We start from the raw sequence: 23,889 nt of genomic DNA on the forward strand, positions 1-23,889 counted from the left end.
GACCTCCCATGAATCACGCAAACTCTCTCTTGGGAATTCCAAAAACGCGCCGCCGCTAAAAATCTGCCAAAGTAGTGTTAGGGTCCGGAGTCTTTTCGAATTGCGGAAGCAAATAGTTGTAAGTGTCGCGGCTGGGCGAACATACGCGGAAAGGGCCGATGTCCGCTCCCTGGAAGGGAAAGAAGATGTTGCAGCCTGCGGCAACGGCCAGATCATAGATTTCGCTGAGCGTTCCATACTCAGCTTTGATAGCCTGCTTTAGGCCCTCTGCGGTCCACCGCTTGTCCGAAAAAAGATGCCGGGACTCTTCCGCAAGAAGCCAGGGGATGTGCATCCAAAGATTTTTTACAGGAACCGCGCTCAAAACAGTCCGCAATCCTGACGCGTGATCGGAATCAGAATGAGTCAGCACGACATGCTCCAAAACAGGAAATGGACCAAAGTGCTTTTTTAGATGCGCAACGACGTTTTCCCCGGTCTCTGCGTGTCCGCCGTCAACCAACATTAACTGATAGGCAGTAGGGTATCCGTAGCGTACTACGATGGCGTCGCCGGCTTTTGAACCGTCGCCCACCGGTAAGAACTCAATTTCGCAGTGCATATCCTGCCCCCCTGTCGGAAGCGCGTTTTACATCGAACCGAGAGTTTTGCGAAGCTAGGGAAGTAAGGGTCTGAAGGTAATTCAAACTTATTTGTGAATTTGTTTGTCGGCCGCGGGTGTTTGTCTTGGAGCGTTTTTCATGACGTATTCCAGTGCCCGCTCGGGCAGTGTCAAGCGCGCTTCACTGAAAGCGTGAAGGTCGTCATCCTCCAGGTCGTGCTTCTCATTTTGAAGATGAACGCGATTCCTGATGCGGCGTAGTGACCTGCCACTGAGTTTTTCCTCCACTTGGAGTTAGAGTCCGGCCTCATTTGAAGGACGGACAGATGAAGCGAAAGCGGTTCACGGAAGAACAGAACATCCCGTCCAGTTCTTTTCTCAGGTCGCATCTTTGGGAAGCCATACCGCCGCTAGTTGGCAGATCCTCGCTCTCCCGATCGAGGCCTTTGAGATTCTAGAGCTTCAAGTCGACTACCGGCGCGTAGCGGGCGACGCTGCGATATTTGAGGTCTCCGCGTCGCCCGCCGATCGACCCAAAAGAGTTACGTTCGCCAGCTTTTCAGCCGTTCATACCTGCCCGCGTAAAGCATCTTTCCCTTTTTGAGCCCAGCGAACTCGTGCGCGTTCGGCGTCCTCGCTTTGGAGCTTCCCCGCGATCCAAAGCATCGCGCCATAGATGATGGCGCGATCGTCATTGGTGACCTCGACGATGCCTGCCTTGATGACGAGACCGCCAAGTTCGATGAGCTGCCGTGTGCGCTTGCGACGCTCGACCTGCCACCCGCGCATGTCATTGCGAGCCTGTGCCGCCTGCCAGCGATTGCGCGCTGCCCGGTTGTGCCGGAGTGCTGCGAGGGTTGCGCTGAGATGCCGGAGCATTTCGCCGTGACCGGCTCTCGAAAAACATTACCCCACGCTTGGCCCATGCCTCACGCTTGGCGGACTCTTTCGTTTCAGCGATGGCGACCAGCGCGCCGGCCAGTTCGTCGGAGCTGAGTGCATCGGCACCGGTGGCTATCACCAATTCGCCAAGTTGCTGGACCTTTCGCGTTTTGAGCTCTCGCGCCTTGTCTTCCAGCGCCTTCAGTTCCGCGTCGAAATCACGTGGTTTACGCATCACTGCCTCCATTGATTGTCGATCGGAGGATGATAGGGGCGCGTCTGCCGGAAGGCTTCAGGGCTGCCGAGACAGGCGGGGACGGGCTGGTCCATCCCGAGATTTTTTCGAGGGAGGGCGCGCTTATACGTCGTGCCGACGTGCGGTTCGATGTGCAAATGATCTGGTCGCGATGGCGATCTATCATCTTCACGTCAAGGTCATTGGCCGCAAGGCTGGGTCAAGCGCGGTGGCCTCGGCCGCGTACCGCTCGGCCTCGCGGCTGCGCGATGAGCGCATCGAACGCAGTCAAGACTTCTCCGCCAAGCGCGGTGTCGTCCATTCCGAGGTGATGCTGCCGGAGAATGCGCCGGAAGCCTGGAGTGACCGCGAACGACTGTGGAATGATGTCGAAGCCTTCGAGGTTCGCAAGGATGCGCAGCTTGCCCGCGAGGTCGAGTTCGCCTTGCCGCGTGAACTCAGCCCGGCGCAAGGCATCGAGCTGGCGCGCGACTTTGTTCAAGCCGAGTTTGTCAGTCTGGGCATGGTCGCCGACCTCAATGTGCACTGGGACCGGGCAGAGGATGGCAGTCCAAAACCACATGCTCATGTCATGCTCACCATGCGGTCCGTGGACGAGAACGGTTTTGGGGCGAAGGTTCGAGACTGGAACGCCACCGACTTGGTCGAGCGCTGGCGCGAGCGATGGGCGGAGCTTGCCAATGAGCGCCTTGCCGAACTCGACATAGACGCCCGCATCGAGCATCGCAGTCTGGAAGCGCAGGGCATTTCACTGGAGCCGCAGACCCAGATCGGTGCGCCGGCTCAACGCATTGAACGCAGTGGCCTTGACGCTGGCGACATCGAAGCCGATCGCGCCGAACTGCATCGTGAGATTGCGCGCAACAATGGCGCGCGCATCGTTGCCGATCCATCCGTGGCGTTGGATGCCATCACGCATCAGCAATCGACCTTCACCCGAAAGGACATCGCGAAGTTTGCGCACCGCCACAGCGACGGCGTGGAGCAGTTCAACACGGTGATGGGAGCCATCAGCAACGCGCCCGACCTTGTCGAACTGGGCAAGGACGGGCGTGGAGAAAATCGCTTCACCACCCGGCAGATGATCGAGACCGAACAGCGCCTTCACCGCGCTGCGGAGCGTATGGATGTGGACGAGCGCCACGCGGTGAGTAACGCACATCGCCAGGCAGCATTGGGGCGGGCTGCGCAACGCGGTCTTGTCCTGTCAGGCGAGCAGACCGATGCACTTGCGCATATCACCGATGGTCCCGGTCTTGGTGTCATTGTCGGCTTTGCCGGAACGGGCAAGAGCGCCATGCTTGGCGTTGCGCGCCAGGCATGGGCAGCGGCGGGCTGCGAGGTTCGAGGCGCCGCACTCTCCGGCATTGCCGCCGAGACTCTGGAGGGCGGATCAGGCATCCCGTCACGCACCATCGCCAGCTTGGAGCATAGCTGGGGACAGGGCCGGGATCTGCTCACCACGCGCGATATCCTGGTAATCGATGAGGCCGGCATGGTCGGCACACGCCAGTTGGAGCGTGTGCTCTCCCATGCCGCGGACGCTGGCGCGAAAGTCGTCCTCGTCGGCGATCCGCAGCAGTTGCAGGCGATCGAGGCCGGCGCTGCATTCCGCTCGATTTACCAGCGACATGGCGGCGTCGAAATCGGCCAGGTGCGCCGGCAGCGTGAGGACTGGCAGCGCGACGCCACGCGAGATCTTGCAACGGGCAGCATCGGCACAGCGATCAGCGCCTATGTCGACAAAGGGATGGTGCATCAGGCTGCAACGCGCAATGAGGCGCGAGGTGAACTCGTCGAGCGCTGGGATCGCGACAGGCAGGCGCATCCAGAGGCAAGCCGGATCATCCTCACCCACACAAACGACGAAGTGCGCGCGCTCAACCAGGCAGCGCGCGAGCGCATGCGCGCTGCCGGAGACCTCGGCGACGAGGTTCACGTCGATGTGGAACGCGGTGCGAGGGCCTTCGCCAGCGGCGACCGGGTCATGTTCTTGCGCAACGAGCGCGGACTTGGCGTCAAGAACGGCACGCTTGGCATTGTGGAGGAGGTCAGCAGACAGAGCATGGCCGTGCGCACCGACGACGGCAGATCGGTCCAGTTCGACCTGAAAGACTACGCGCACATCGACCACGGCTATGCCGCTACCATTCACAAGGCGCAGGGCATGACGGTCGACCGCACCCACGTTCTGGCAACGCCGGGCATGGACGCACACGGGAGCTACGTTGCCCTATCGCGGCATCGAGATGGGTTGGAGCTGCATTATGGCAGCGATGACTTCGCCACGCGGGACCGGCTGGTCCGTACACTGTCACGCGACCGCGCGAAGGATATGGCATCCGACTATGAGCAAATCGACCCGGCGCAGAGCTATGCCGAGCGGCGTGGCATCACCTTCCGCCAGCGTGTGGTCGAGATCGTGCGCCGGATTGTTCCGGAAAAGCTACGCGACCGGATCGACGGGCTGCTCGACGGGTTGCGCTCGCCTGGAGACGCCGAGTCCGGCCAGGACCGTGGCCGAAGACCGGGAAGGGGAGACGGTGGAAGGCAATACGGCGATCCCGGCCCCGTGCCAGGAATAGAAACTTCCACCAGAGGCGCGCAGCGCGATACGGATGCACCGGTGGACGCGGAAGCGGCGTTGCGCAACGCTCGCACGAAGGCCCTTGTGCGACACGCGCGCGCGATCGACGTGATCCTTCGCAGCGGAACTGCCGACGGGCAGGGCAGTCCGGAGCAGATGCGCGAACTGAAGGACGCCCGCAGCGCGTTCGAGAAGGTTCGGCCTCATGGGTGGCGCGATGCCGAAGCAGCCTACGTCAAGAATCCCGAGCTGGTCCGTGAAGCGGGAGCCGGCCGCGTCAACCGCGTCGTGCTGGCTCTCCAGCTTGAAACGGAAATCCGCACCGGACTGGACACCGATCCGGGTCGCCGCGCAGACCGTTTCGTGGAACGCTGGCAAAAGCTCGACCGAACGAGCCAGTTCCAATATCAGGCCGGCGACATGTCGGGCTACAGATCAACGCGCTCGGCTATGTCGGAAATGGCAAAGAGGCTCGAACGCGATCCTCAGCTTGAATCCCTGCTCGCCAATCATAAGAAAGCGCTTGGCATCCAGGTAGAATCCGGGCGGCGTCTCGGCGCGGAACTCGCCTTCAACCACGGCATCGGTCTGGGACGGGCGCGCGGCATCGGACTCTGACCCATCCGATTTGCCGCCGTTTCCACGTCACCTTACGACGCCGCGACGATCCCTCTTGCACCCCCGTAGCTGCCTGTTCTGTTGGGCTCATCAGGTATCAGAAGCACCCAGCGGAAAGCAGACCAGCCATGCCGGAACCCGACCGCATCATCCGCCTCAGAACCGTCCTTGCCCGGACCGGGCTCTCCCGCTCAACCATGTATCGCAAGATCGCCGAAGGCACGTTCCCAGCTCAGATCAAGATCAGCGTCAACGGTGCGGGCTGGCGCGAATCCGATATCGATCGGTGGGTGGAGGATCCGGTATCTTGGAGGCCGAGGCGAGAGGGTGATTAAACCCGATAAATCCGCCAGCCGTCGGCGTCCGCACCGGTCCCGTCGTGTTCCACTGGATGAACTCGACTTCCTTGCCGGTCACTTCCCGCACGGTTTTCAACAGCACCTCGTGCAAGATCCGCGTTGAGCGGTAGTGCTCGCAATGCGGCGATACAAACGGCTTGATGATGCTCTTGTGCAGAGCCTCTGCGGCTGTCAGGAAGCGTTCGATCTCTTCCGGCGAGAGCTGCTTTGATGGTTTGGACCTGACCATTGGCGATCTCCATTTCGTTGAAGGCGTCGCCGCAACGGTAGGAATATAATCCTTGCCCTATTCCCCCAGCAAGGCCATTCGCTCATTCTTCCCTGAAATCGCGAAGGATCACTTCGGTTCGCTCGGCGGCGCCGGATGTTGCTGATTATGCAGCATGGACAGGGCTGTGATGATCTGGGGCAGAGCGAACGGCTTGGTGATCATGATGGTTTCTGGAACACCTTCGGCACCCCAGTCAGGCGCACTGTCGCCGCTGATATAGATCACAGGCATCAATATTCTCGGTACATGGGATGAGCTACAGAGCGATTTCGAGGGCCAGGGTGGCAACAATGGCGTGTTCCGCCTCGATAAGGGGCGGATCATGAAGCTCGATTGAAATTTCAAACTGCCCAGTCGCTTCAGCCGCGCTATGCCGTCCAATCGCAGGCGTATCCGCTGACCTTCCGCATAGAGTCGTTGTCGAGGATCTGAAGGCCGCTCGCGCCGATCCGCGCCGGCTTGTCGACAACGTCGGCCGCCGCTGCGGCTGCGCCATGAACCATGTAGGTGCCGGCAATGAAACCGAGATCGTCAAGGATGTCGGCGGGATCGATACCACCACCGCTGCTGCTATCGTCGCCGAAGCCTTCGAACCTCAGTTTTTCGGCCGGGATGCCCGCAAGGAACATCAACATTTCGATCGCCCTGCGGAGCGTGATTGTACCCGGGACACTGTTAGGTTGGCCGTGCACGATCCAAACATGAGCTCCCGTCGCGGAGATGTAGCGAGTCTTGTATTGATCGACGATGATTTCCGCTATTCGGGTGCCGTCTGGCGCGGAAAGATCGGTCGCGAAAGTCGAGATCGACTTGGCGACGACGTCGAGCAGGTAGATGCCGAAATCGTCACCCGGGGCCAGCATCAGCACATAGCCGGGTTGGCTGATGAGGCGATCGTAGAAGATCGGTATCAGAGCGGCGACGTTGAAGTACGCCAGGCCGTCCGCAACATCGAAGGAGTCGGCGACATCCCCGGTATCGGGGTTAATGTATTTGAAGCGCTTGGTGCCGGCGCTGAGGTGGTGCAACAACACCAGATAGCCAGTCAGCGGATCGAACCAGATCACATCGACGGCCGGGACAGCGGATCCGGTCAGCGAGAGCAGATGAACTGACGTCCAGGCGTCACCATCGAACCTCAACTCATAGATTTCGGAGGTGCCCGAGAGGTCTTCCGTTGCCACAAAAAACGAGAAGAAGCCCGCCGTGCGCCGGCCTTTGTTCAGCGTGTAGATCGCGGGACCGTCCGCGATGGATGAAACATCGAAGGTGCGGGCAGTCAGATCGGCACATGCTTGATTCTGTTCCGGCCGCTTGCCATACCTTGACGTGCCACTGAGTCTTTCCTCCACTTGGTGTTAGAGTCTGGCCTCATTTGAAGGACGGACACATGAAGCGTAAGCGGTTCATGGACGAACAGATCATTGCGGTTCTGCGCGAGCACGAGGCGAAATCGCCCCCACGCCCGCTCTCTCAAGCTATCGTGGGCCTGACAAGCTCGTTGGTCGGCTGGGCATTCCATTCCGGCGCATTCATCACCACCGCCCCCCTGAAATTGGCGTCCCAAATGGTTTTGTTCAAATCCCAGTAGAAAAAATGGGCTGTGTTTTTTCCGGTTTTGAGGAGCTTTTTGGAAGGGCTTCCCTGGCGCGTATAGATGATAACTAAGTCACCTGCTTTGACTTCCTCGTAAGGAAACCAGATGGCGTGGAAAATCTGAATGCTGGGCTGTTCCCCAGCCCATCCAGTTTGAGCGACTACGAAATCTCCAATGTTTAGCGCTACCTCGGCTTTCAAGGTGAGCCGTTCGAGCTGGAGATTGCCGGGCTCGGTAATCGAACGAAGCTTCAAGTTCATGCTCGTAACACCTTCGCCCACAGACCGGCCAGCGTCACGATAGCGGCGATAATTAACAGGATTATGGAGGTAGTTTGTTGAGTGGTCCAAATGTTCGGTGCATAGCCAAATGCTGCGCCTCCGACTGCCAGGCAGCCGCTAGACATGACCTCAAAGCCAGTGTGTGTCTTCAGCTTCTCTTGCAGGATCGCGCGCTGCTTATCAGCGTCATGAAACCTCTCCCGAAAGCCCTTGGCTTCTTTTAGCTCCTCGTCCAATCGATCTGTATCGTCGAGTAGCATTTTCTGGACAGCAGGCGACTTCAGATCGTCTTCGCTAAGCTCTCGTCGAATGGCCGTGAATGATCTTCGCGACCCTTTCGCTAACGCTTTAGGTAAAGCGTTATCGGAGGCTTCTGGTTCCGGCTCCGTAGGAACTTCTGTCATGGCCGCCAAGCTCGATCCTGGGTGCTTTATCCGTGTGCGTGGCATGGTTAACGTATCAGTACAAAGCGGCACACGCTGGATCGCTTGGGCTCTTCACGTTGTCCCCATAGTTGCCCGGTTGGTCGAAAAGGTGGACGGATACGCTTTCGCCTGATTTGGCAACCACATCGGTTGGTGATGGAAAGCTACGAACAACCCCATCTGTGCCCGTTATGTCGACCCACCAGTGTCCGTTTGCCGGCTCCCACCAAGTGGTCCCACCCGACGGACTCCAGGACCCCCGGAATTTGACACGGCGCGTCTCCCCTGGCGGAACTACTCCGAGAAAGGTCTCCCCTTCGCCGACTGAGAGTTCCACCCATACCAAACGCGCCGGCAACGAATATGGCTCGAGTTCTGTTACCGGTTGGACTGCAGCTTCTAACGGAGCGGTCGACAGCTCTTCTACCCTCTCCTTAGCTTGGATCATTATTTGTTCCGCCGTTTTCATGGCAGCTGTTAGGCGGTTGGAGTCGTCCACGCTCAGTCCGAGATAGTCATCTGGGTTGTCTGACCAGCCTTTAAGCTCAGCGAAACTTGCATGGGCAGCAATGTATTTCGCAAGTAATGTGTCCAAAGCGATCTCGGCTCGACCAAAAGTAGGGGCCTTCGGGTCGACCGTGACATACTCCCTGGCGCCAAACTCGACGGGAGCCATCGCTTTTCCTTCGTTATCGGTCACTTTTTTGGGAAATGCCAAGGCGTATGCCTGGAGGGCTTGCGGGGTTTGATCAGGAAGATCTTCATTGAGACCATTCCTGACGACCTTTCCGCTGAGGCTGTATTTGCTTGAGATTGCAGACATCGACTCCGTAAAACGCGCAGATGCGGACCCAAACACACCCACATGGGCGTCTAGGTCAGCCCTGACCGCTTCGGCTTGTGTCCTACTCTGTGAGGAGACTTCCAGCATGAAGATGAAATCAGCACCATAGATAACCGATGTCGCAAATATATTCCCACAAGTGCTATGAAAAGCGTTCGGACTCATTGCCAACGCTTTAAGTCCGACCGGCGATAAGCCGTCAAAAAACATATTAGATGGAATTGTTCTTACCGTTACTCTTCCAGCGATGAAGCTGGACGTTTTGGACTCCGTGATACGATTCATATAGGACGCTGCTAAACTGCCAGAATATATGCCCAGCGACATGGCAGCTGACAGAGAGATTTCCATCATCAGAGCAAAATCTTCCGCGCTTTGTATAACCTTAATTTCGAAGTCAGTACTTATGGAATTCACGTCAGGAGTGGCAGGCAGGCCTGCAAATTTCAGGCAGTCACCCTTCCATAGGGCAGAGAATGTACTGAAGCCTCGGCCGATGTAAGCGGATTTTCCCATCGGAATCGACGATGCCGACGAAGCGACCTCGGCGCTCGCTTCATTGGCCCGCCCACTAAGGTTATCAACCACGTCGATCCGCTCCCCCCAGCACTTTATAGCAGTTGTGGCATAGCATTATCCAAGCAGCAATACTCGTCGTTGGTGCCGTGTTCCCAGCAATCAAGCGCGATGAAGATATTGAGCCAGCCCACCGGCCAATTGAACCGGTGCCACCACTGCCAGGGCCCCTGCGACAAGGAAATCGGCGAGAGGCCATGCTCAATATGCCTCGGCTTCCACCGCCCTAAGCCGTGCAATTGGCCGTAGAAGCCAAGAATTTTGACTGTCGAGCCAATTCATGGCTTCTGCGATCACCGGGGGCGGTTTTTGCGTTATACGATGGGAAGGTCTGGATTGGGCCGTTTGCCGACAGTGGGTCCCGGCAGAGTACATGCTAAATCAGATTTTCAGAGTCGCGCGACAGATATTTCGAAAAAGCTTCGAGGAACCTCAGGCGATTAGGATGCCCTTAGGATTGGCCGCGCCTCAAAGCCCCATCTGACAGCCGGCATTGGTATCTCGGCATCGCTCAAAATTAAATGTATACGCTAGGTGGGCGAAAGCGGGCTTGGACCCCATACCATGAGCGCATACTTGAACGATCAAAATGAAACCACGACGGCCGATCTAGTCGGCTGACTGCTGACATTGTCTCCGCCTACGTTAGCCAAAATCCCCTGCCCGTCGCTGGGTTACCGGAACTCATCGCATCGATCCATACATCGCTGACGGGCCTAGGTCAGCCAAGCATTTGAGCCGCCTAAGCAGGAACCCGCAATCAATGACGGCATATTGCAATTTTCTGTGGAAAACGGAAGCGAACCACCGGTATGATTTTGGATTGGGTAATTTTCTGGGTATCAACCATTATCCACACTGAAATTCTAATAATAAATTCAAATGGATAGTCGGAAGTTCGATTCCGCCTCTGGCACCAGCAACCTTTGGTTGTATTTCTTCGGTACCAAACCATTGATTTAACTACGAAATTTTTTCGTACAACCGCCGATCCTCATGAGCGCAAGACGGATTGACGGTATTTTTGACGGTATTCGGATTTGCGTGACGGCAATCGGTTTTTTCTATAGAATTAGCCTAAAATGCTGATTTTATTTACTTTTATGCTGATTTTCAATGGGTTAGCCGCGGCTCAGTTGGAATCCAGCGCTCGGAATCGAACCGTCGCCCGAGGCAATTACGGGAAGTTAAGCAAGAGACGCTCGACTGTTTCCTTGAGGTATTGGTGCCTCGAACCGGGCGCCCTTCTGATGCCATAAATCTGCAAGCTTGGGTTAGCGCGGCAAACGCCGAAATTTCTGAGGGGGAGCGTCTTGGATATTTTTTGTTGTCGGGTCTGGGCTTCCCTTCCGGCGTAACCTGAATGCCGATTCCAGATCTTACACAGTTTGGTGTCTTTCCGATTGGCCGTCACGACTGCACGCTCGCAGAAAAACAAGCGCGATATACCGGAACACCCCAACGTCAGGAGCTATGGACCAGTTTCCAGGAGTTCCTGATTTCGACCGATAATCAGCCTCGCCCGGCGAGTTGCCTCATTGATGGTGGCTTCACAAGTGACAAGGCCGCTCCAAAGGATATTGATGTTGTTTTTGACCTGACAGGCTGCGGCGACGCGGATCGTAATAACTGGTTCTTCGTTTGTATGACCCAGCAATGGCAGCGGACATGGACGTCTCAGAATGAAAAAAGTCAGGCCCCAGGGCGAAGAAGATACATCTCCTCCGTTTAGAGTTCGCTCGACATATCCGGGTCGAATCTCGGGGATGCGGGAATGGACGCCTGAGGAGACCGATCTTATCATCACGTCCTACCGAGGGCGTTATCCCGGGGAATGGCAGGCCTATATCGCTGCCGAGAATGATGACGGTTTCATTTCGAATGCAATGAACGATCACATTTGTTCACACATCGAAGAGCTTTTTCCCGGTCTCAAACGGATGCACTACCGGGCTGGCGCGGTCGATTTTCGCTTTGCGAATGAACGCAGGTTCCATTTTGCCATGTGGCAGCCTGAAAACCGCCACCGGCGGAGGGAAAAGTGGCTGGAATTCATTAAAACAAGAAGCCAGCAACAGAACGGCAACTCCGAGTGGACGGAGAGCGATTCGGTCAAATTGCTAGTTCATCTGCAAAACAATGATCCTTCTTTATGGAATACCTACTTCGATTGTTATAACAACATCGGCTTCATCGGCCCAGGCACTGCCAGTCGCATAGCGGAGCATGTTGGGGCTATTTTCCCAGTGCCAGAGGATTGCGGCCATATTGGTCTGATGTTTGGCATGCTGGAAGAAGCCAACCATCGTTACGCATTTGAAATGTTCAAGCCTAAGAATGCAAAGTTGCTGAATCAATTAGAGAACGAGTGGCTAAATGAAATCCGCGGGCACACAACCTTCGAAGAATGGTCTCAAATTGTGATAGAACGCTCAAAGAAAGTTATACTGTAAAGACAGGGTATCCGAAGGCGAAACAAGTCAGTATAAGATGGGTATTTCGATCTGTCTGGATACCGATGCCATTGTCAACGCGATTAAAGCCGGAAGTGAAAAATGAGATGCGACTGTTGTCCTTGATCTTTGGAATTCGTACGCACAAAGCATAGGCGCCGAGACAAAGGCCATAAAGGGCCTTCAGCCACATGGCCTTCTGGATGCGCGCGTCCGCGTTCAAGGGGTTGTCGCGCAGCGAGCGGACGAAGCGCCGACTGATGTCTGCCGATTACATAGAACTTCTGTCGGCACCTTCCAATGAACAATCCGATCTATTGATATGAACTGGCCGCCAGTTGAAGGTTTCAACTGGCGGATGAATTCGTGTCGGTATCCCTGACGGTATGCATCCAATGGATATCAAAAAATGCATTTAAAAACAACAACTTACCTGTTCATTTGGAATCCGCCTCTGGGCACCATCACCTCTTTTCCCGACACTCCCTTTCGCCGAAGCTTCTACGCTTCCGCCTCCGCAAATCGCTGACTTTGGCGACATTTTCGGCGCGGAGTATCTGCTTGAGCGAGTTTCATCGCGGTTCGGCAAATTTCGTCCAACGGGGCGAGGTTAGTATTTTTGTTGGTATCTGAGAACCTGTTGGTATCGAAGCGCCAACAGGAGGTCCACAAATGGCTCTCTCCGACGTGAAATGCCGCAACACCCTGCCGCGGCATCGCGGCATTCCGATTTTCGGGGTAACGGCACAGACTCCGACGAACCAGTGGAACAGAAAATCATATTCCTGGCGCTCCATCAAAAGCCGCTCCGAGCGGATCGAGTGGAATGCCTGCAACCGGATCGCCCGCAGCAGCTTCCCTGGCGGTTCGACGGTCTCCCGATCGGCGAATACAGCGCAGCAAAATCATGCTCCAGCGAGATTCTTGGCTTTGAGGCAAGCATGACGCGCTTTTGTCGAAGCAGTGTCCGTATCATATGGCAACAGACGCCGCGCAAGGCTCATGGCCGACCTGCTGATCGAGCGCTGACATCGGCGAACTTCTATAGCGCAATTCGCTTTGTCTTGTAGATGACCACCGCTTCAATTTTCCGCCGCCGATCGGCCAGATGACCAACCAGACAATCTCGAGGTCAATCCGCGGAAGATGTTCACGGACAATTAGTAGACATCAATTAGCATGGCGACGATCTTAGCTCATTCCCGGCCAAATTGTTTTGCTCGGCAGGCCGAATTGGAGAACGCTACTTGGTCGCGGAATCGTCAAGGACCGCTGTGGAGACAGCCGGTCAGACCCATCTGGCCGCGCTGTCGCGGTTGGCCGTTGCCTCCTATGAATCCCTGGAGCGCGAGCTCAGGGCCACGATTGCCGTGCTCGAAGCCCAGGCACGACGCTTCGAGATGGCAATCGACAACATCCCGCAAGGCATCTGCTTCTTCGACGTCGATGAGCGGCTGATCCTGTGCAACCGCCGCTACGCCCAGATATACGGCATCGCGCCTGACAAGCTGCAGGCGGGCATTACACTTGCCGATGTCGTCGAACACCTGGTCGCTGCGGGGACATCCACGATGGACGCCAAGGCCTATCTGGCTTTCGCCCGCTCGATTAAATCCAGCACCGAGTCGACGACCTGGATCGCCGAACTCAAGGACGGTCGTATCATCCAGGTCGGCCGTCAGCCGATTCCCGGCGGGGGCTGGGTGTCGACACATGAGGACGTCACCGAACTCGCCGCCACCCGCGTGATGGTCAGCGAACGCGTTTCGCTGCAGACGCTGATCGATTGGGTTCCCGACTATCTGTGGGTCAAGGATTCCGAAAGCCGTTTCGTCGTGGCCAACAAGGCCCTCGCCGCGGACCACGGCAGGCAGCACCCGAGCGAGATGATCGGCCTCAACGACTTCGACCTGCACGCGCCCGAACTCGCCCGGCAGTTCCGTGCCAGCGAGCAGGACCTGCTGCGCAGCGGCCAGCCGATGGTCGACAAGGAGGAATTCATCGTCGATGCTTCGGGCACCGGCAAATGGCTGTCATCGACGAAAGTGCCCCTGCGAAACGCCGAGGACGAAATTTTCGGCCTGGTTGGCATCGCCCGCGACATCACGGCGCGCAGGCAAGCGGACGATCTGCGGGATGGACAGGCGCATATCCTGGAAATGATCGCGACAAGTGCGCCGCTTCCCGAGGTGCTCGAACGTCTGATGCGCCTCATCGAGTCGCAACTGAGCGGTATAGTGGGCTCGGTGCTGCTGCTCGACAAGGACGGCACTCATCTGCACCACGGTGCGGCGCCCAGCCTGGCGAAGGAGTACACCCACGCCATTGACGGCACCCGCATCGGCCCCAAGGTCGGCTCCTGCGGCACCGCCGCCTACCGGCGCGAGCGTGTCATCGTCACCGATATTGTGAGCGATCCCTTGTGGGAAGATTTTCGCGATCTGGTGAGGCCCTATGGCTACCGTTCCTGCTGGTCGACGCCGATCCTGTCGCATACCGGCGTGGTGCTCGGCGTCTTTGCCATGTATTCGAAGACGGTGCGCGAGCCGACAAAGGCCGAGAGCAATCTCATCGATTTCACCACCCGCATCGCCGGCATCGCCATCGAGCGCAAGCTTGCCGAAGACCGCATCCATTTCATGGCCAACCACGACACGCTGACCGGGCTGCCCAACCGCGCCCTGCTCGGCGACAGGCTCTCGCAGGCCATCCTCTATGCGCAGCGCTACGACCGCTGGGTGAGCGTGGTGTTCATCGATCTGGACAATTTCAAGCTGGTCAACGATACGCTCGGCCACAATGCCGGAGACATGCTGTTGAAGACCCTCGCCAGCCGCATGGTCAGATGCGTCAGGGCGACCGATACCGTCGTGCGGCTGGGCGGCGATGAATTCGTCGTCGTGCTCTTCGACCAGGATCCGGATGTCGACCTGGTTGGCGAGACCTTGCAGAAGCTCCGGACGGCGATCGCGGAGCCCGTTTGTCTGGGCGAGCGTCACATCAGGGCAACAGCCAGCATGGGCGTTGTCAATTACCCTGACGACGGCGCGACCGCCGATGTGTTGCTGGCCAATGCCGATGCCGCGATGTACCGCGCCAAGGAGCTTGGCCGCGACAATTTCCAGTTCTATGCGCCCGAATTCAACGCGACGGCCCACGAGAAATTCCTGCTGCAGGAGGAGTTGCGCAACGCGCTGGCGCGCGGCGAATTCACACTGCTCTACCAGCCGCAGGTCGATCTTCGCTCCGGCAACGTCTTTGCTGCCGAGGCATTGATCCGCTGGAACCATCCGAGCCTCGGACTGATCGCACCGATGAAGTTTATCCCAATGGCCGAGGAGACCGGCCTGATCGTGCAGATCGGCGACTGGGTGCTGCACGAAGCCTGCAGACAGAACAAGGCCTGGCAGGACGCAGGCCTACCGCCGCTGGTGGTGTGCGTGAACGTATCGGCAAGGCAGTTCAAGGAAAAGAACCTGATCAGCCACGTGATCGACGCGCTGGAGGACAGCGGCCTGGAGGCGAAATATCTCGAGCTTGAGCTGACCGAAAGCCTGATCATGCAGAATGTCGACACGGCGGTGGCGATGATGAGCGCGTTGCAGGGCCTCGGCGTGCAGATCTCGATCGACGATTTCGGCACCGGCTATTCCAGCCTCAGCGCACTGAAGACCTTTCCGGTGGCGCGGCTGAAGATCGACAAATCCTTCATCAACGATCTCGCTACCGACGAGAACGACCAAGCCGTCGCCAGCGCCGTGATCTCGCTTGGCCAGAAGCTCAATCTCAGGGTGATCGCCGAAGGCGTCGAGACGGATGACCAGGTGGCGTTCCTGCGCAAGAACAATTGCGACGAGATGCAGGGCTATCATTTCAGCAAGCCGGTCTCGGCCGAGGGGATCGCGAGACTGCTCGACAAGGAGCAAGGCGGTCACACTTCGCCAGAATGAGATTCATTTGGCGAAGCCGCCTACTTGCCGTACCGCGCTTCCAGCGCGTTGGCGAAGCGCTCGCAAAGCAGTTCTCCGGTCGCCGCGGTCAAGTGAAGGCGCAGGCGACTCCCTTGGGCATCCACCAAAGTCATGACAATTCCTCGATCGGAATATCCGGTCTCCTCGAGGACGTCGGTGACAACGAAATCCTGTATCTCACGGACCCGCTGTGGATCTTTTGGCATCATTGTTTCCAGCATCGAACGGATTGTGTGCGGAAGCTCCGTCAGCCTGTCAGGCTTACCGGCCGCCTAAATTAGCAGATCAGCCAACCACCCGTCGATACATTAGTGATAACTAATTGTCTTTGATCGTTACGGACAAGTAAGAGTTCCAAAGATCCCTGCACCAAAACGTGTGGAGGAGAGGACGATCTTGCTAGCTTACGCGCTAAGAACTATCGGCATCTAGAATATAATTCAGGTGCATCGGCACGGGAAATGCCCGTGCGACATTCGGGAACAGAACCAACCCACAGAAATATTTTGTTGGTATTTCTGTTGGCTGGCATCGTCACCTTGCCAGTCGCAACCGTCTGAAAAGAAGGAGAGTTTCTTTCTTTTTAGATTCCGCCTCTGGGCTACCATCCTCTCTTGGTCCGTTCCGGCCGGCTCGACCGAGCCGACATTGTTCTTGGTGACGACGGTCAGCGGGATCGGCAGCCGGTCCCTGACCTCCTTGCCATCCATGATCTCGGCCATGGTGATGTTCGCCAGGCGGCCATCCTCGACCGGGGAAGGCACGATGCAAGCTGGATTCCGTGACCTGAGCAATCACTCCATCGTCGGCAGAGATTACCCTCGGATTGGGTGCATTCCGATTTACATTCTAATATACCTGATCATTTCCGCTGAACGAAGCTACGGATTTGCCATGGACCTGGATCCTTCGACCCTCAATCGGGCTCTGCCGCTCCGCGATCAGATCTATCAGAAGATCCGCAACCTGATCGTCGTCGGGCAGATGAAGCCGGGGGAAGTGATCAACGAGGTGGCGATCGCCGAAGCGCTCGGCGTCTCGCGCACGCCGGTGCGGGAAGCGGTCAAGCGCATCAGCGACGAGGGTCTGGTGAAGATCCTGGCCCAGACCGGCACTTATGTCGCGCCGATCAGCCGCGCCGACCTGGAGGAAGCTTATGTCATCCGCCGGGCGCTGGAGATGGAGAGCGCCAAGCGCGCGGCCGTCAAGCTCACGCCGGCGTCAGGGGAATTGCTCGAGGACAATATGGCGGCCCACCGGCTCGCCATATCGCGCGGCCGATACGCCACCGCGATCCAGCTCGACGACGTCTTTCATCGCACCATTGCCGAGATCTGCGGCCTGCCGATGATCTGGCGGGCTGTCGACATCTCCAAGGCGCAGATGGACCGCGGCCGCTACCTTGCCATCCCCAAACCCGGCTATGGCGAACAGACGATCGAGCAGCATGAAGCCATTCTCAACGCACTAAAGCGTCACGACGCCGAAGGCGCCGCGAAGGCAATGGAGCACCATCTCGAGACGTCGTTCCGCAACACGCTCGAAGTCGCCGCCGACCTGCTCGGCTGAAGCCGCCGCCACGGGCAACCGAACCGGATCGTCACATGCGAAGAATGGGGCTTTGTATCGGCCTGAAGGCGGAGGCGATCGCGGAATACAAGCGCGTCCACGCCGCGGCCTGGCCGGAGGTGCTGGCGGTCATCAGCCGCGCCGACATCCATTCGATTTTCGTGCGCGAGCCCGAGAACCTTCTTTTCGCCAAGTCGGATCGAAGCCCTGATGGCAACCTGTTCCGGCGCATCGAGAGCGCGTTCCTCTTCGGACTCCGCGCGGACATTCGACTGGGAGGAAACGCTCGATCGCTCTCGTACCGCATGCGCTGTTGCAGGCGTGTTCGCGTGGCGTCGCTTAGGTTTTCTTGTCGCCATTGGGGTTTGGTACCGGCGCCTCTCGCACGTCTCGCGGTGGTGGATCGATATGCTCAAGCTCCGACAGTGCTTCCTTGTCCGGCCGACTGACGGGCGGCTGCGGGCCGGGCTTCGGCTGTGGTTCCTTGATCTTGGCTGGCATATCCAGTTAACCGGAATCCATCGGTCCCTGTTCCATTATATCTTACTTAACAGACGGGAGGCCGAAGCCGCCGGGCCAAAACGTGTCACGGTGAAATAAACAGATCACAGGTTTGCGATAGTCGGGATGAATGGTGGTCCGAAGAGCGTTCTAACTTTAGTTCGCCGGGTGCTCACAAGACCCCGAGCACCCAAAATCAAATGCTTTTGGGAGAACGACCATGAAACATCTCCTCATTCCGATGATGGCAGGATTACTGATGGGTTCCATTGGCATGGCCCTGGCCACCAATGTCCACACGGTGACGGGCACGACAGGTCAGCCCGGCCAAACCATCGGAACCCCTCAAACAGGAAGTGCGACCCCCGGCCACGCCAGCTCTGCCCCGGGCTCGGCCTTCAACCCGGATGGAAATGCCGGAACACATTACGCGGGCACCCAGCCGCAAAACTCGAAAAATCCGAAGAGCGTATCTCAGTACGACGTGGCCGGCTTCCAGCAGTCCCATAATCATTAGGTGGCAGCACGATCCGCGGATCACTGGCCCGGTCGCCGAAGCAGCCGGGCCAATGCATTCACCAGTCGACATCACTTGCCGGCGCGGACCAGGCCGGAAACTCCTCAGCACCGCGCGAAAAAGGGGCGAATCTGCTGCCCCGAACGTTTTCCAACCCTCGGATTTCGGAAATTATCGGGACCAGGCCCACGTCCGTCGGCCTGGTAAGGCCCGTCACAAAGATCGATCGACGGAACGACTTTGCGCTCACCGGGCTTCTGTCGGATTCAATTTGCTTGGTGATCCATCGACCGTAGGGCAAACTTCCCGCGGGGCTGCAGGAGGTGAAATGAGAGCACGCGCAGCAACGCTCGGGGACCTCGAGGACGTCTTCCATGGCCTGTCCAAGCGGATGTCGGAGGAATACGCGGCGGCCGGCAAGGACAGCAAGATCGCCTACGACAATCTGATGATGAACTTGAAGGAAGGCCGGGCGCACGCGCTTGTCGAGGGCGAGAAGGCCGTGGCGATCATCGCCTGGCATGAGAACAGCGACGCCGCCGATACGCTGTTTGCCGCGCAGGAGGATTTCTTCCGCGGCTCGACCGTCCGTTTCTGCAAGCGGCATATCAGGCATATCCAGGCGCTCGCCGGCAACCTTCCCATCCACTCGCGCAGCTGGCTGCAGGGGCCTGATGTCGCCAGATGGTTCGGCATCATCGGCTATGTCGAGCGCGGCCAGGAGAACGGCGCCAAGCTGTTCGAACTGCCGCCGGCTCGCCTCCGCTGAGGAACTCCGGCTGCGGCGGGTGTTCCTCCTTGCCGCGAACGCCGACTGTATGTCGCCCGCCCGCGCAAATTGGTTGATGCGATCACCGTCTTCGGCTCCAATCGCTTTAACTCGGCGGCCTTGCGAATTGCTGCACTCGGCCGCCTTATGGACTGCCTCGGCAAGCGGCTTGCGCAGGGCGAGATTTGGCGGGATGTTGCCGGAGGGCAACCGGGGCCAAACCGGCAGGCCGAGATCGATATGGCTGCTGTAAAATGTCGCGAGCTTGCTTCGCCTTTCTTACCTTTGTTGCCTTGCTGACGCCGGTAGAGGCAAGCGAGCGTATGTCTCATCTGTTTGACCGCTCCAACCTGCCGATCGCCTATTTTCGCGAATCGGATCTTGTGACCGCATACACGACTGCAATGGCGCGCTTCCGTCTGCAGTTCGCAGGGCATGCCGGCGAAACCAATCTTGCGATCCCCCTCGAACCATTGCTTTTGCGAGCGGAATTCCGTGCGCGGACATGGCGCTCGGCGGACGGCAGCTTGTTGCAAGGCTTCGCCGGCAAGGGCGGCTTCCGGTTGACTATCGGTAACTGCCTGGCACGTATTTGCGCAGCCAGCGAATGCAGCGATGCCGGTTGGCCGGTTTACGCCTGCAGCGACGGACGCAAGCGCAAGATGTCCGTCACCGATTTTGTGACGGCAAGATTCGATGGCATCCCCTATCGTCGATTGAGCGCCTCCCCTTCACAGGAATGATGGCGCGAGGTGATTCTTACCCAGGCAGGTGTTCAGCCAGGCGGTATTCCTTTGCCGCACCGCGAAAGCCGCCCGCACCGCGCGGTTGACCGTCACCGGCAGGATCGACGTGTGGTCTTCGCCGGCGTGCAGCTCGAAGCTCGCCCACAGGCCTGGGAGCGCGTCGAGGCGTTGCGCCGAGGGCAGTGTGCCGAACAATCCGGCCGGGACCTGCCGGGCGCTGCGACTTCCCGCCGCAGCCGCCTAGGCCTACCGGAGCCGAATTGATCGGCGGCATTATCTTTTCCCCGCGGACACGGGCCATATGGGTGGGCGTGCCATCCGGGCGGCGACGCCGTTGCATTCGAGCCAGGTGGCCGAAAGAACGGTGACAAGTGCGGCCGGAAAGTGTTTGAAGATGTCGGTCAACATGGAGAGGGACGTGCGATCGGGTTGCGCTCGGCAGGCGTTGATGGTTTGTTGCCGGTCAGCGGAGATCAAGTGATGCGAGAATCCATGGGTCAAGACGAATACGGGTCGGCGAGCCCCTTCGATCCCGACGACCTGCCGAATCTGAACGCGATCGGACCAGGGATCGGCAACAACGACTTCGAGAAATACGCGGTCGCCGTGATCATCGTGTTCGGCGCCCTGATCATCGGCGGCCTGATGGCCGCATCGATGACTTTCGGCCATCGCAACGGCTTCCTCTTCGCGCTGGGCGGCGCCACGTCGGCCTGGATATCGGGTAACGCGCTGCTGCTCGACCGGCCACGCATCTATGCGCTGTTCGTCGGCATCGCCGCCTTGATGCTGATTGCATCGACCATCACGCTGGTGACCTGACGGCTGCTGCCGGGCCATGAAGCGGAGGCCGGTCCCGAAAGGCGGAATCCGGCCTCGTCAGGCAAGGAACAGGCTTGCGGCCTGTCAATATCCAAGCGCTTCGCCCGATGCCGCGCGGCTGTCTATGGCGCCATTGTAGCGCGCGCCACCGCCCTTCTCGATTTCCGCCAGGCTCTTGCCACCGACCAGGATTCCGGCCGCCTGACCCCAGGTCTGGTCAGCGAGATCGAGGTGATAGCCCATGCCGGCCAGCAGCCTTTCGGTGTCGGGCGAAAGTCCGAACGGCTCGACATAGACGGTGTCGGGCAACCATTGATGATGGATACGCGGCGCGTCGATCGCTTGCTGGATGTTCATGCCGTGATCGATGACGTTGACGATCGCCTCCAGCGTGATGGTGATGATGCGCGAACCGCCGGGGCTGCCGATGACCATGAACGGCTTGCCGTCCTTGGCCACGACTGTCGGGCTCATGGAGGACAGCGGTGTCTTCCTCGGCTGGATGGCATTCGCTTCGCCCTGGACGAGGCCATAGAGGTTGGGCACGCCGGGTTTCTGGGTGAAGTCGTCCATTTCGTTGTTGAGCAGGATGCCAGTGCCGTCGGCGACGACGCCAGCGCCGAACGAGCCGTTCAGCGTGTAGGTGACCGCGACCGCGTTGCCGTCCTTGTCGATGATCGAATAGTGGGTCGTCTCCTTCGATTCGCCGAAGCCCTTCGGCATGAGGTCCTGCGACACGCCGGCGCGGAACGGATCGATCTTGTCGCGGATGTCCTTGGCGTAGGCTTTATCCAGCAGCTTGGAGACCGGGTTGTCGACGAAATCGGGATCGCCGAGCGCCGAGTTGCGGTCGACATAGGCGTGGCGCATCGCCTCGACCATGACATGCACGGTCTCGGCCGAACCAGCGCCAAGATAGGAGAGCGGATAGCCCTCCAGCACGTTGAGGATTTCGCAGATGATGATGCCGCCCGAGCTCGGTGGCGGCGAAGAGATGATTTCGTAGCCGCGATAGGAGCAGGTGACGGGCTTCAGTTCGCGCACCGTATATTGCTCGAAATCACTCTTGGCTAGGATACCACCCTTGGCGCCGCTCGCCTTGACGATGGCGTCGGCGATGGCGCCTTTGTAGAAGGCATCGGCACCTCTCTCCGAAATGGCCGAGAGCGACGCGGCAAGGTCGGGCTGAACCAGCTTCTCGCCAATGCCATAGGGCTTGCCGTCCGGTTTGAGGAAGATGGCGGTCGCCGCTGGGTTCTTCGCCAACCTTTCGGCGCCGCCGGCAAATGAAGCCGCATCGCCCTGATTGAGGATGAACCCCTCCTTGGCATAGGCGATCGCCGGCGCCATCAGGTCCTGCCTGGACAAGGTGCCGTATTTCTGGCGCGCCATTTCGAAACCGGCGACGGAACCGGGGACGCCGACCGCAAGATAGCCGTCGAGGCTGGCGCCCTTCACCGGGTTGCCGTCCTTGTCGAGATACATGGTCTTGGTCGCGGCAAGCGGCGCCCGCTCGCGGAAATCGAGGAAGGTCGATTTACCGTCCTTGAAACGGATGGTCATGAAGCCGCCGCCGCCGATATTGCCGGCATTGGGGTAGACCACGGCCAAGGCATAGCCGACGGCGACCGCGGCATCGACGGCGTTGCCACCCTTCTTCAACACCTCGACGCCAACTTCGGAAGCCAGATGCTGTGCCGTGACGACCATGCCGTTCTCGCCCTTGGCGGGTGCTGGAGAGGCAGCAAAAACGGCCGACAGGGGCGCAAGGGCGAAGGTCAGCGAAAGGCTGGCGGCGATCAGTGTGCGACGGGTGAAATGCATGGCAGGTCTCCGGGCGGGGACACCTAGAAAACCCTCTCGGAGAGACCGAGTCCATTCACAAAAATAGGCTCCCACGAAGCACGTCGTGAGGGGAACATCCGCAGTCGAATCCGCCTTCACACAATCCCGCCGGAGCCGCCGGCGACCGCCGGGCGTTCCGCCGCGACCTTGGCGCGGTAGCCCGCTGACCGGTAGGCGGCGACAGGATCGATGGCGCCGCCGGTTTTCAGCCGCGCCATGGCCAGGATCGGCTCGACGTCGGTGCGGTAAGCTGCCTTCAGCGTCTGCGTCGCCATCAGCGCGTCATTGCCGTCCTGAAAACCTTCGAGCGCCTTGCGGTCGACCAGCAGCGCCTGCGCATAGGCGCGCTGCACTTCGACCGCCGACAACATCAGGCTTTCGATCGGGTCGGTGACGTTGTGGCTTTGGTCGAGCATGTGCGCCGGGTCGAAACCCTCGGCGCCGGAAAGCTCGGCATCGACCAGTTCGTTGAAGACCAGGAACAGCCGGTAGGGGTCGATCGAACCGGCGTCGAGGTCATCATCGCCATATTTGGAATCGTTGAAATGGAAGCCGCCGAGTTTCTTGAACTGGATCAGCCGCGACACGATCATCTCGATGTTGACGTTGGGTGCGTGGTGGCCGAGGTCGACGAGGCAGAACGCCTTGTCGCCCAATTCCTTGGCGATGATGTAGTTGGTGCCCCAGTCCTGCACGACGGTGGAATAGAAGGCGGGCTCGTACATCTTGTGTTCGGTGAACAGCTTCCAGTCGGCGGGTAGGCCGGCATAGACTTGCCGCATGGCATCGAGATAGCGCTCGAACGCCTTGGCGAAATTGACCTGGCCAGGGAAATTCGAGCCGTCACCGATCCACACCGTCAGCGCTTTGGAGCCCAGCGTCTTGCCGATCTCGATGCATTCGAGATTGTGCTCGATTGCCTGGCGACGCGTACCGGCATCGGCATGCGACAGCGAGCCGAACTTGTAGGAGAGCTTCTGGTCCTTCGCGTCCGAGAAGGTGTTGGAATTCATGGCATCGAAACCGAGGCCGAAGCGGGAGGCCGCTTGCTTCAGCCGGTTCGGATCGGCCTTGTCCCAGGGGATGTGCAGGGAGACGGTCGGTGTCGCCTGCGTCAGTTGGCTGATGACGGCGCAATCCTCGATCTTGTCGAAGATGTCACGCGGCTCGCCGGCACGGGGGAAGCGGGCAAAGCGCGTGCCACCGGTGCCGACGCCCCAGGAGGGAATCGCGACAGCGAATTTCTCGACCTTGTCCCTGATGGCATCGATGGCGATGCCGCGCCGGTCCAGCCGCTCGCCGAGCGAGGCATAGTCGCGCTCGAGGTCGGCCTTGCGCGCGGCATTGTTCTTATCGACGATGTCGGCGGAAATGATGGTTTCGGACACTGCTGTTCCTC

22 protein-coding genes and 5 pseudogenes are annotated in these 23,889 nt (G+C 58.8%); 12 read left to right on the forward strand and 15 right to left on the reverse strand.

Features of this window, described 5'->3' with window-relative positions; genetic code table 11:
* Positions 1-55: 55 nt before the first annotated feature.
* The 3 genes from FJW08_RS15105 to FJW08_RS15115 form a co-directional block, all read right to left on the reverse strand.
* Entirely contained in the window at positions 56-601 is a 546-nt protein-coding gene (locus tag FJW08_RS15105; RefSeq protein WP_140811265.1) for an MBL fold metallo-hydrolase, read from the reverse strand.
* A gap of 567 nt (positions 602-1,168) precedes the next feature.
* A complete protein-coding gene (locus FJW08_RS15110) occupies positions 1,169-1,390 on the reverse strand; it encodes a conjugal transfer protein TraD (RefSeq protein WP_140811266.1) in 222 nt (73 codons plus the stop codon).
* Position 1,391: 1 nt separating this feature from the next.
* Positions 1,392-1,730: a conjugal transfer protein TraD gene (locus FJW08_RS15115; RefSeq protein ID WP_140811267.1), complete on the reverse strand. Its 339-nt coding sequence runs from the start codon at positions 1,728-1,730 to the stop codon at positions 1,392-1,394.
* Between the two features lie 160 nt (positions 1,731-1,890).
* Between FJW08_RS15115 and traA the strand changes: the two genes are divergently transcribed.
* Both traA and FJW08_RS15125 read left to right on the forward strand, forming a co-directional pair.
* The gene (gene traA, locus FJW08_RS15120) at positions 1,891-4,944 is read left to right on the forward strand and encodes a Ti-type conjugative transfer relaxase TraA (RefSeq protein ID WP_140811368.1); all 3,054 of its coding nucleotides are present in this window, start codon (positions 1,891-1,893) and stop codon (positions 4,942-4,944) included.
* A gap of 128 nt (positions 4,945-5,072) precedes the next feature.
* Positions 5,073-5,279 (forward strand): AlpA family phage regulatory protein, encoded by a 207-nt coding sequence (locus tag FJW08_RS15125; protein ID WP_140811269.1) that lies wholly within the window; start codon positions 5,073-5,075, stop codon positions 5,277-5,279.
* A gap of 22 nt (positions 5,280-5,301) precedes the next feature.
* On the opposite strand, the pseudogene FJW08_RS15130 reads toward FJW08_RS15125, so the two are convergent.
* From FJW08_RS15130 to FJW08_RS15155, 6 genes and pseudogenes are all read right to left on the reverse strand, one after another.
* Positions 5,302-5,532, reverse strand: a pseudogene (locus FJW08_RS15130) (hypothetical protein); the annotation flags it as partial.
* Between the two features lie 108 nt (positions 5,533-5,640).
* A complete protein-coding gene (locus FJW08_RS15135; protein ID WP_348642670.1) occupies positions 5,641-5,805 on the reverse strand; it encodes a hypothetical protein in 165 nt (54 codons plus the stop codon).
* A gap of 137 nt (positions 5,806-5,942) precedes the next feature.
* Positions 5,943-6,926 (reverse strand): hypothetical protein, encoded by a 984-nt coding sequence (locus tag FJW08_RS15140; protein ID WP_140811270.1) that lies wholly within the window; start codon positions 6,924-6,926, stop codon positions 5,943-5,945.
* Between the two features lie 121 nt (positions 6,927-7,047).
* The gene (locus tag FJW08_RS15145) at positions 7,048-7,431 is read right to left on the reverse strand and encodes a hypothetical protein (RefSeq protein ID WP_140811271.1); all 384 of its coding nucleotides are present in this window, start codon (positions 7,429-7,431) and stop codon (positions 7,048-7,050) included.
* Entirely contained in the window at positions 7,428-7,865 is a 438-nt protein-coding gene (locus tag FJW08_RS15150; RefSeq protein ID WP_140811272.1) for a hypothetical protein, read from the reverse strand. The genes FJW08_RS15145 and FJW08_RS15150 overlap by 4 nt, the downstream gene beginning before the upstream one ends.
* Before the next feature lie 46 nt (positions 7,866-7,911).
* Positions 7,912-9,309 carry a hypothetical protein gene (locus FJW08_RS15155; protein WP_140811273.1) on the reverse strand — a complete coding sequence of 466 codons (1,398 nt, stop codon included), beginning with the start codon at positions 9,307-9,309 and terminating at the stop codon, positions 7,912-7,914.
* A gap of 605 nt (positions 9,310-9,914) precedes the next feature.
* Between FJW08_RS15155 and FJW08_RS15160 the strand changes: the two are divergent.
* The 3 genes and pseudogenes from FJW08_RS15160 to FJW08_RS15170 form a co-directional block, all read left to right on the forward strand.
* Positions 9,915-10,025, forward strand: a pseudogene (locus tag FJW08_RS15160) (MucR family transcriptional regulator); the annotation flags it as partial.
* A 635-nt stretch (positions 10,026-10,660) separates the two neighbouring features.
* Positions 10,661-11,029, forward strand: coding sequence for a hypothetical protein (locus FJW08_RS15165; protein ID WP_140811274.1), 369 nt, complete (start codon positions 10,661-10,663; stop codon positions 11,027-11,029).
* A complete protein-coding gene (locus FJW08_RS15170; protein WP_140811276.1) occupies positions 10,980-11,750 on the forward strand; it encodes a hypothetical protein in 771 nt (256 codons plus the stop codon). Before FJW08_RS15165 ends, FJW08_RS15170 begins: the two co-directional genes overlap by 50 nt.
* A 749-nt stretch (positions 11,751-12,499) precedes the next feature.
* Here FJW08_RS15170 and FJW08_RS15175 read toward each other — a convergent pair.
* Positions 12,500-12,726 (reverse strand): annotated as a pseudogene (locus FJW08_RS15175) (transposase); the annotation flags it as partial.
* Between the two features lie 271 nt (positions 12,727-12,997).
* Here FJW08_RS15175 and FJW08_RS15180 point away from each other — a divergent pair.
* The gene (locus tag FJW08_RS15180) at positions 12,998-15,700 is read left to right on the forward strand and encodes an EAL domain-containing protein (protein ID WP_140811277.1); all 2,703 of its coding nucleotides are present in this window, start codon (positions 12,998-13,000) and stop codon (positions 15,698-15,700) included.
* Between the two features lie 20 nt (positions 15,701-15,720).
* On the opposite strand, the gene FJW08_RS15185 is transcribed toward FJW08_RS15180, so the two are convergent.
* Positions 15,721-15,930 carry a hypothetical protein gene (locus FJW08_RS15185; protein WP_181182931.1) on the reverse strand — a complete coding sequence of 70 codons (210 nt, stop codon included), beginning with the start codon at positions 15,928-15,930 and terminating at the stop codon, positions 15,721-15,723.
* 231 nt (positions 15,931-16,161) lie between these two features.
* Positions 16,162-16,443 carry a hypothetical protein gene (locus tag FJW08_RS32385; protein ID WP_181182932.1) on the reverse strand — a complete coding sequence of 94 codons (282 nt, stop codon included), beginning with the start codon at positions 16,441-16,443 and terminating at the stop codon, positions 16,162-16,164.
* A gap of 172 nt (positions 16,444-16,615) precedes the next feature.
* On the opposite strand from FJW08_RS32385, the gene FJW08_RS15195 reads away from it, so the two are divergent.
* From FJW08_RS15195 to FJW08_RS15215, 5 genes and pseudogenes are all read left to right on the forward strand, one after another.
* Complete coding sequence (locus tag FJW08_RS15195) at positions 16,616-17,290, forward strand: GntR family transcriptional regulator (RefSeq protein ID WP_140811279.1); 675 nt, start codon at positions 16,616-16,618, stop codon at positions 17,288-17,290.
* Between the two features lie 35 nt (positions 17,291-17,325).
* Positions 17,326-17,478: pseudogene (locus tag FJW08_RS15200) on the forward strand (L-rhamnose mutarotase); the annotation flags it as partial.
* Positions 17,479-18,011: 533 nt separating this feature from the next.
* Entirely contained in the window at positions 18,012-18,308 is a 297-nt protein-coding gene (locus tag FJW08_RS15205) for an adenylate cyclase (RefSeq protein ID WP_140811280.1), read from the forward strand.
* A gap of 328 nt (positions 18,309-18,636) precedes the next feature.
* Positions 18,637-19,077 (forward strand): hypothetical protein, encoded by a 441-nt coding sequence (locus tag FJW08_RS15210; RefSeq protein WP_140758874.1) that lies wholly within the window; start codon positions 18,637-18,639, stop codon positions 19,075-19,077.
* A gap of 254 nt (positions 19,078-19,331) precedes the next feature.
* Positions 19,332-19,820 (forward strand): hypothetical protein, encoded by a 489-nt coding sequence (locus tag FJW08_RS15215; RefSeq protein ID WP_224598164.1) that lies wholly within the window; start codon positions 19,332-19,334, stop codon positions 19,818-19,820.
* On the opposite strand, the pseudogene FJW08_RS15220 reads toward FJW08_RS15215, so the two are convergent.
* Positions 19,809-19,997 (reverse strand): annotated as a pseudogene (locus FJW08_RS15220) (hypothetical protein); the annotation flags it as partial. The gene FJW08_RS15215 and the pseudogene FJW08_RS15220 sit on opposite strands and share 12 nt — an antisense overlap.
* A 396-nt stretch (positions 19,998-20,393) precedes the next feature.
* On the opposite strand from FJW08_RS15220, the gene FJW08_RS33360 reads away from it, so the two are divergent.
* Positions 20,394-20,645 carry a hypothetical protein gene (locus FJW08_RS33360; RefSeq protein ID WP_031240466.1) on the forward strand — a complete coding sequence of 84 codons (252 nt, stop codon included), beginning with the start codon at positions 20,394-20,396 and terminating at the stop codon, positions 20,643-20,645.
* An 84-nt stretch (positions 20,646-20,729) separates the two neighbouring features.
* On the opposite strand, the gene ggt is transcribed toward FJW08_RS33360, so the two are convergent.
* The gene (gene ggt / locus FJW08_RS15230) at positions 20,730-22,469 is read right to left on the reverse strand and encodes a gamma-glutamyltransferase (protein ID WP_140811281.1); all 1,740 of its coding nucleotides are present in this window, start codon (positions 22,467-22,469) and stop codon (positions 20,730-20,732) included.
* Between the two features lie 116 nt (positions 22,470-22,585).
* Positions 22,586-23,878 carry an L-rhamnose catabolism isomerase gene (gene rhaI, locus FJW08_RS15235; RefSeq protein WP_140811283.1) on the reverse strand — a complete coding sequence of 431 codons (1,293 nt, stop codon included), beginning with the start codon at positions 23,876-23,878 and terminating at the stop codon, positions 22,586-22,588.
* Between the last annotated feature and the right edge of the window lie 11 nt (positions 23,879-23,889).

It is taken from the genome of Mesorhizobium sp. B3-2-1 (assembly GCF_006439515.1).
Lineage (GTDB): Bacteria > Pseudomonadota > Alphaproteobacteria > Rhizobiales > Rhizobiaceae > Mesorhizobium.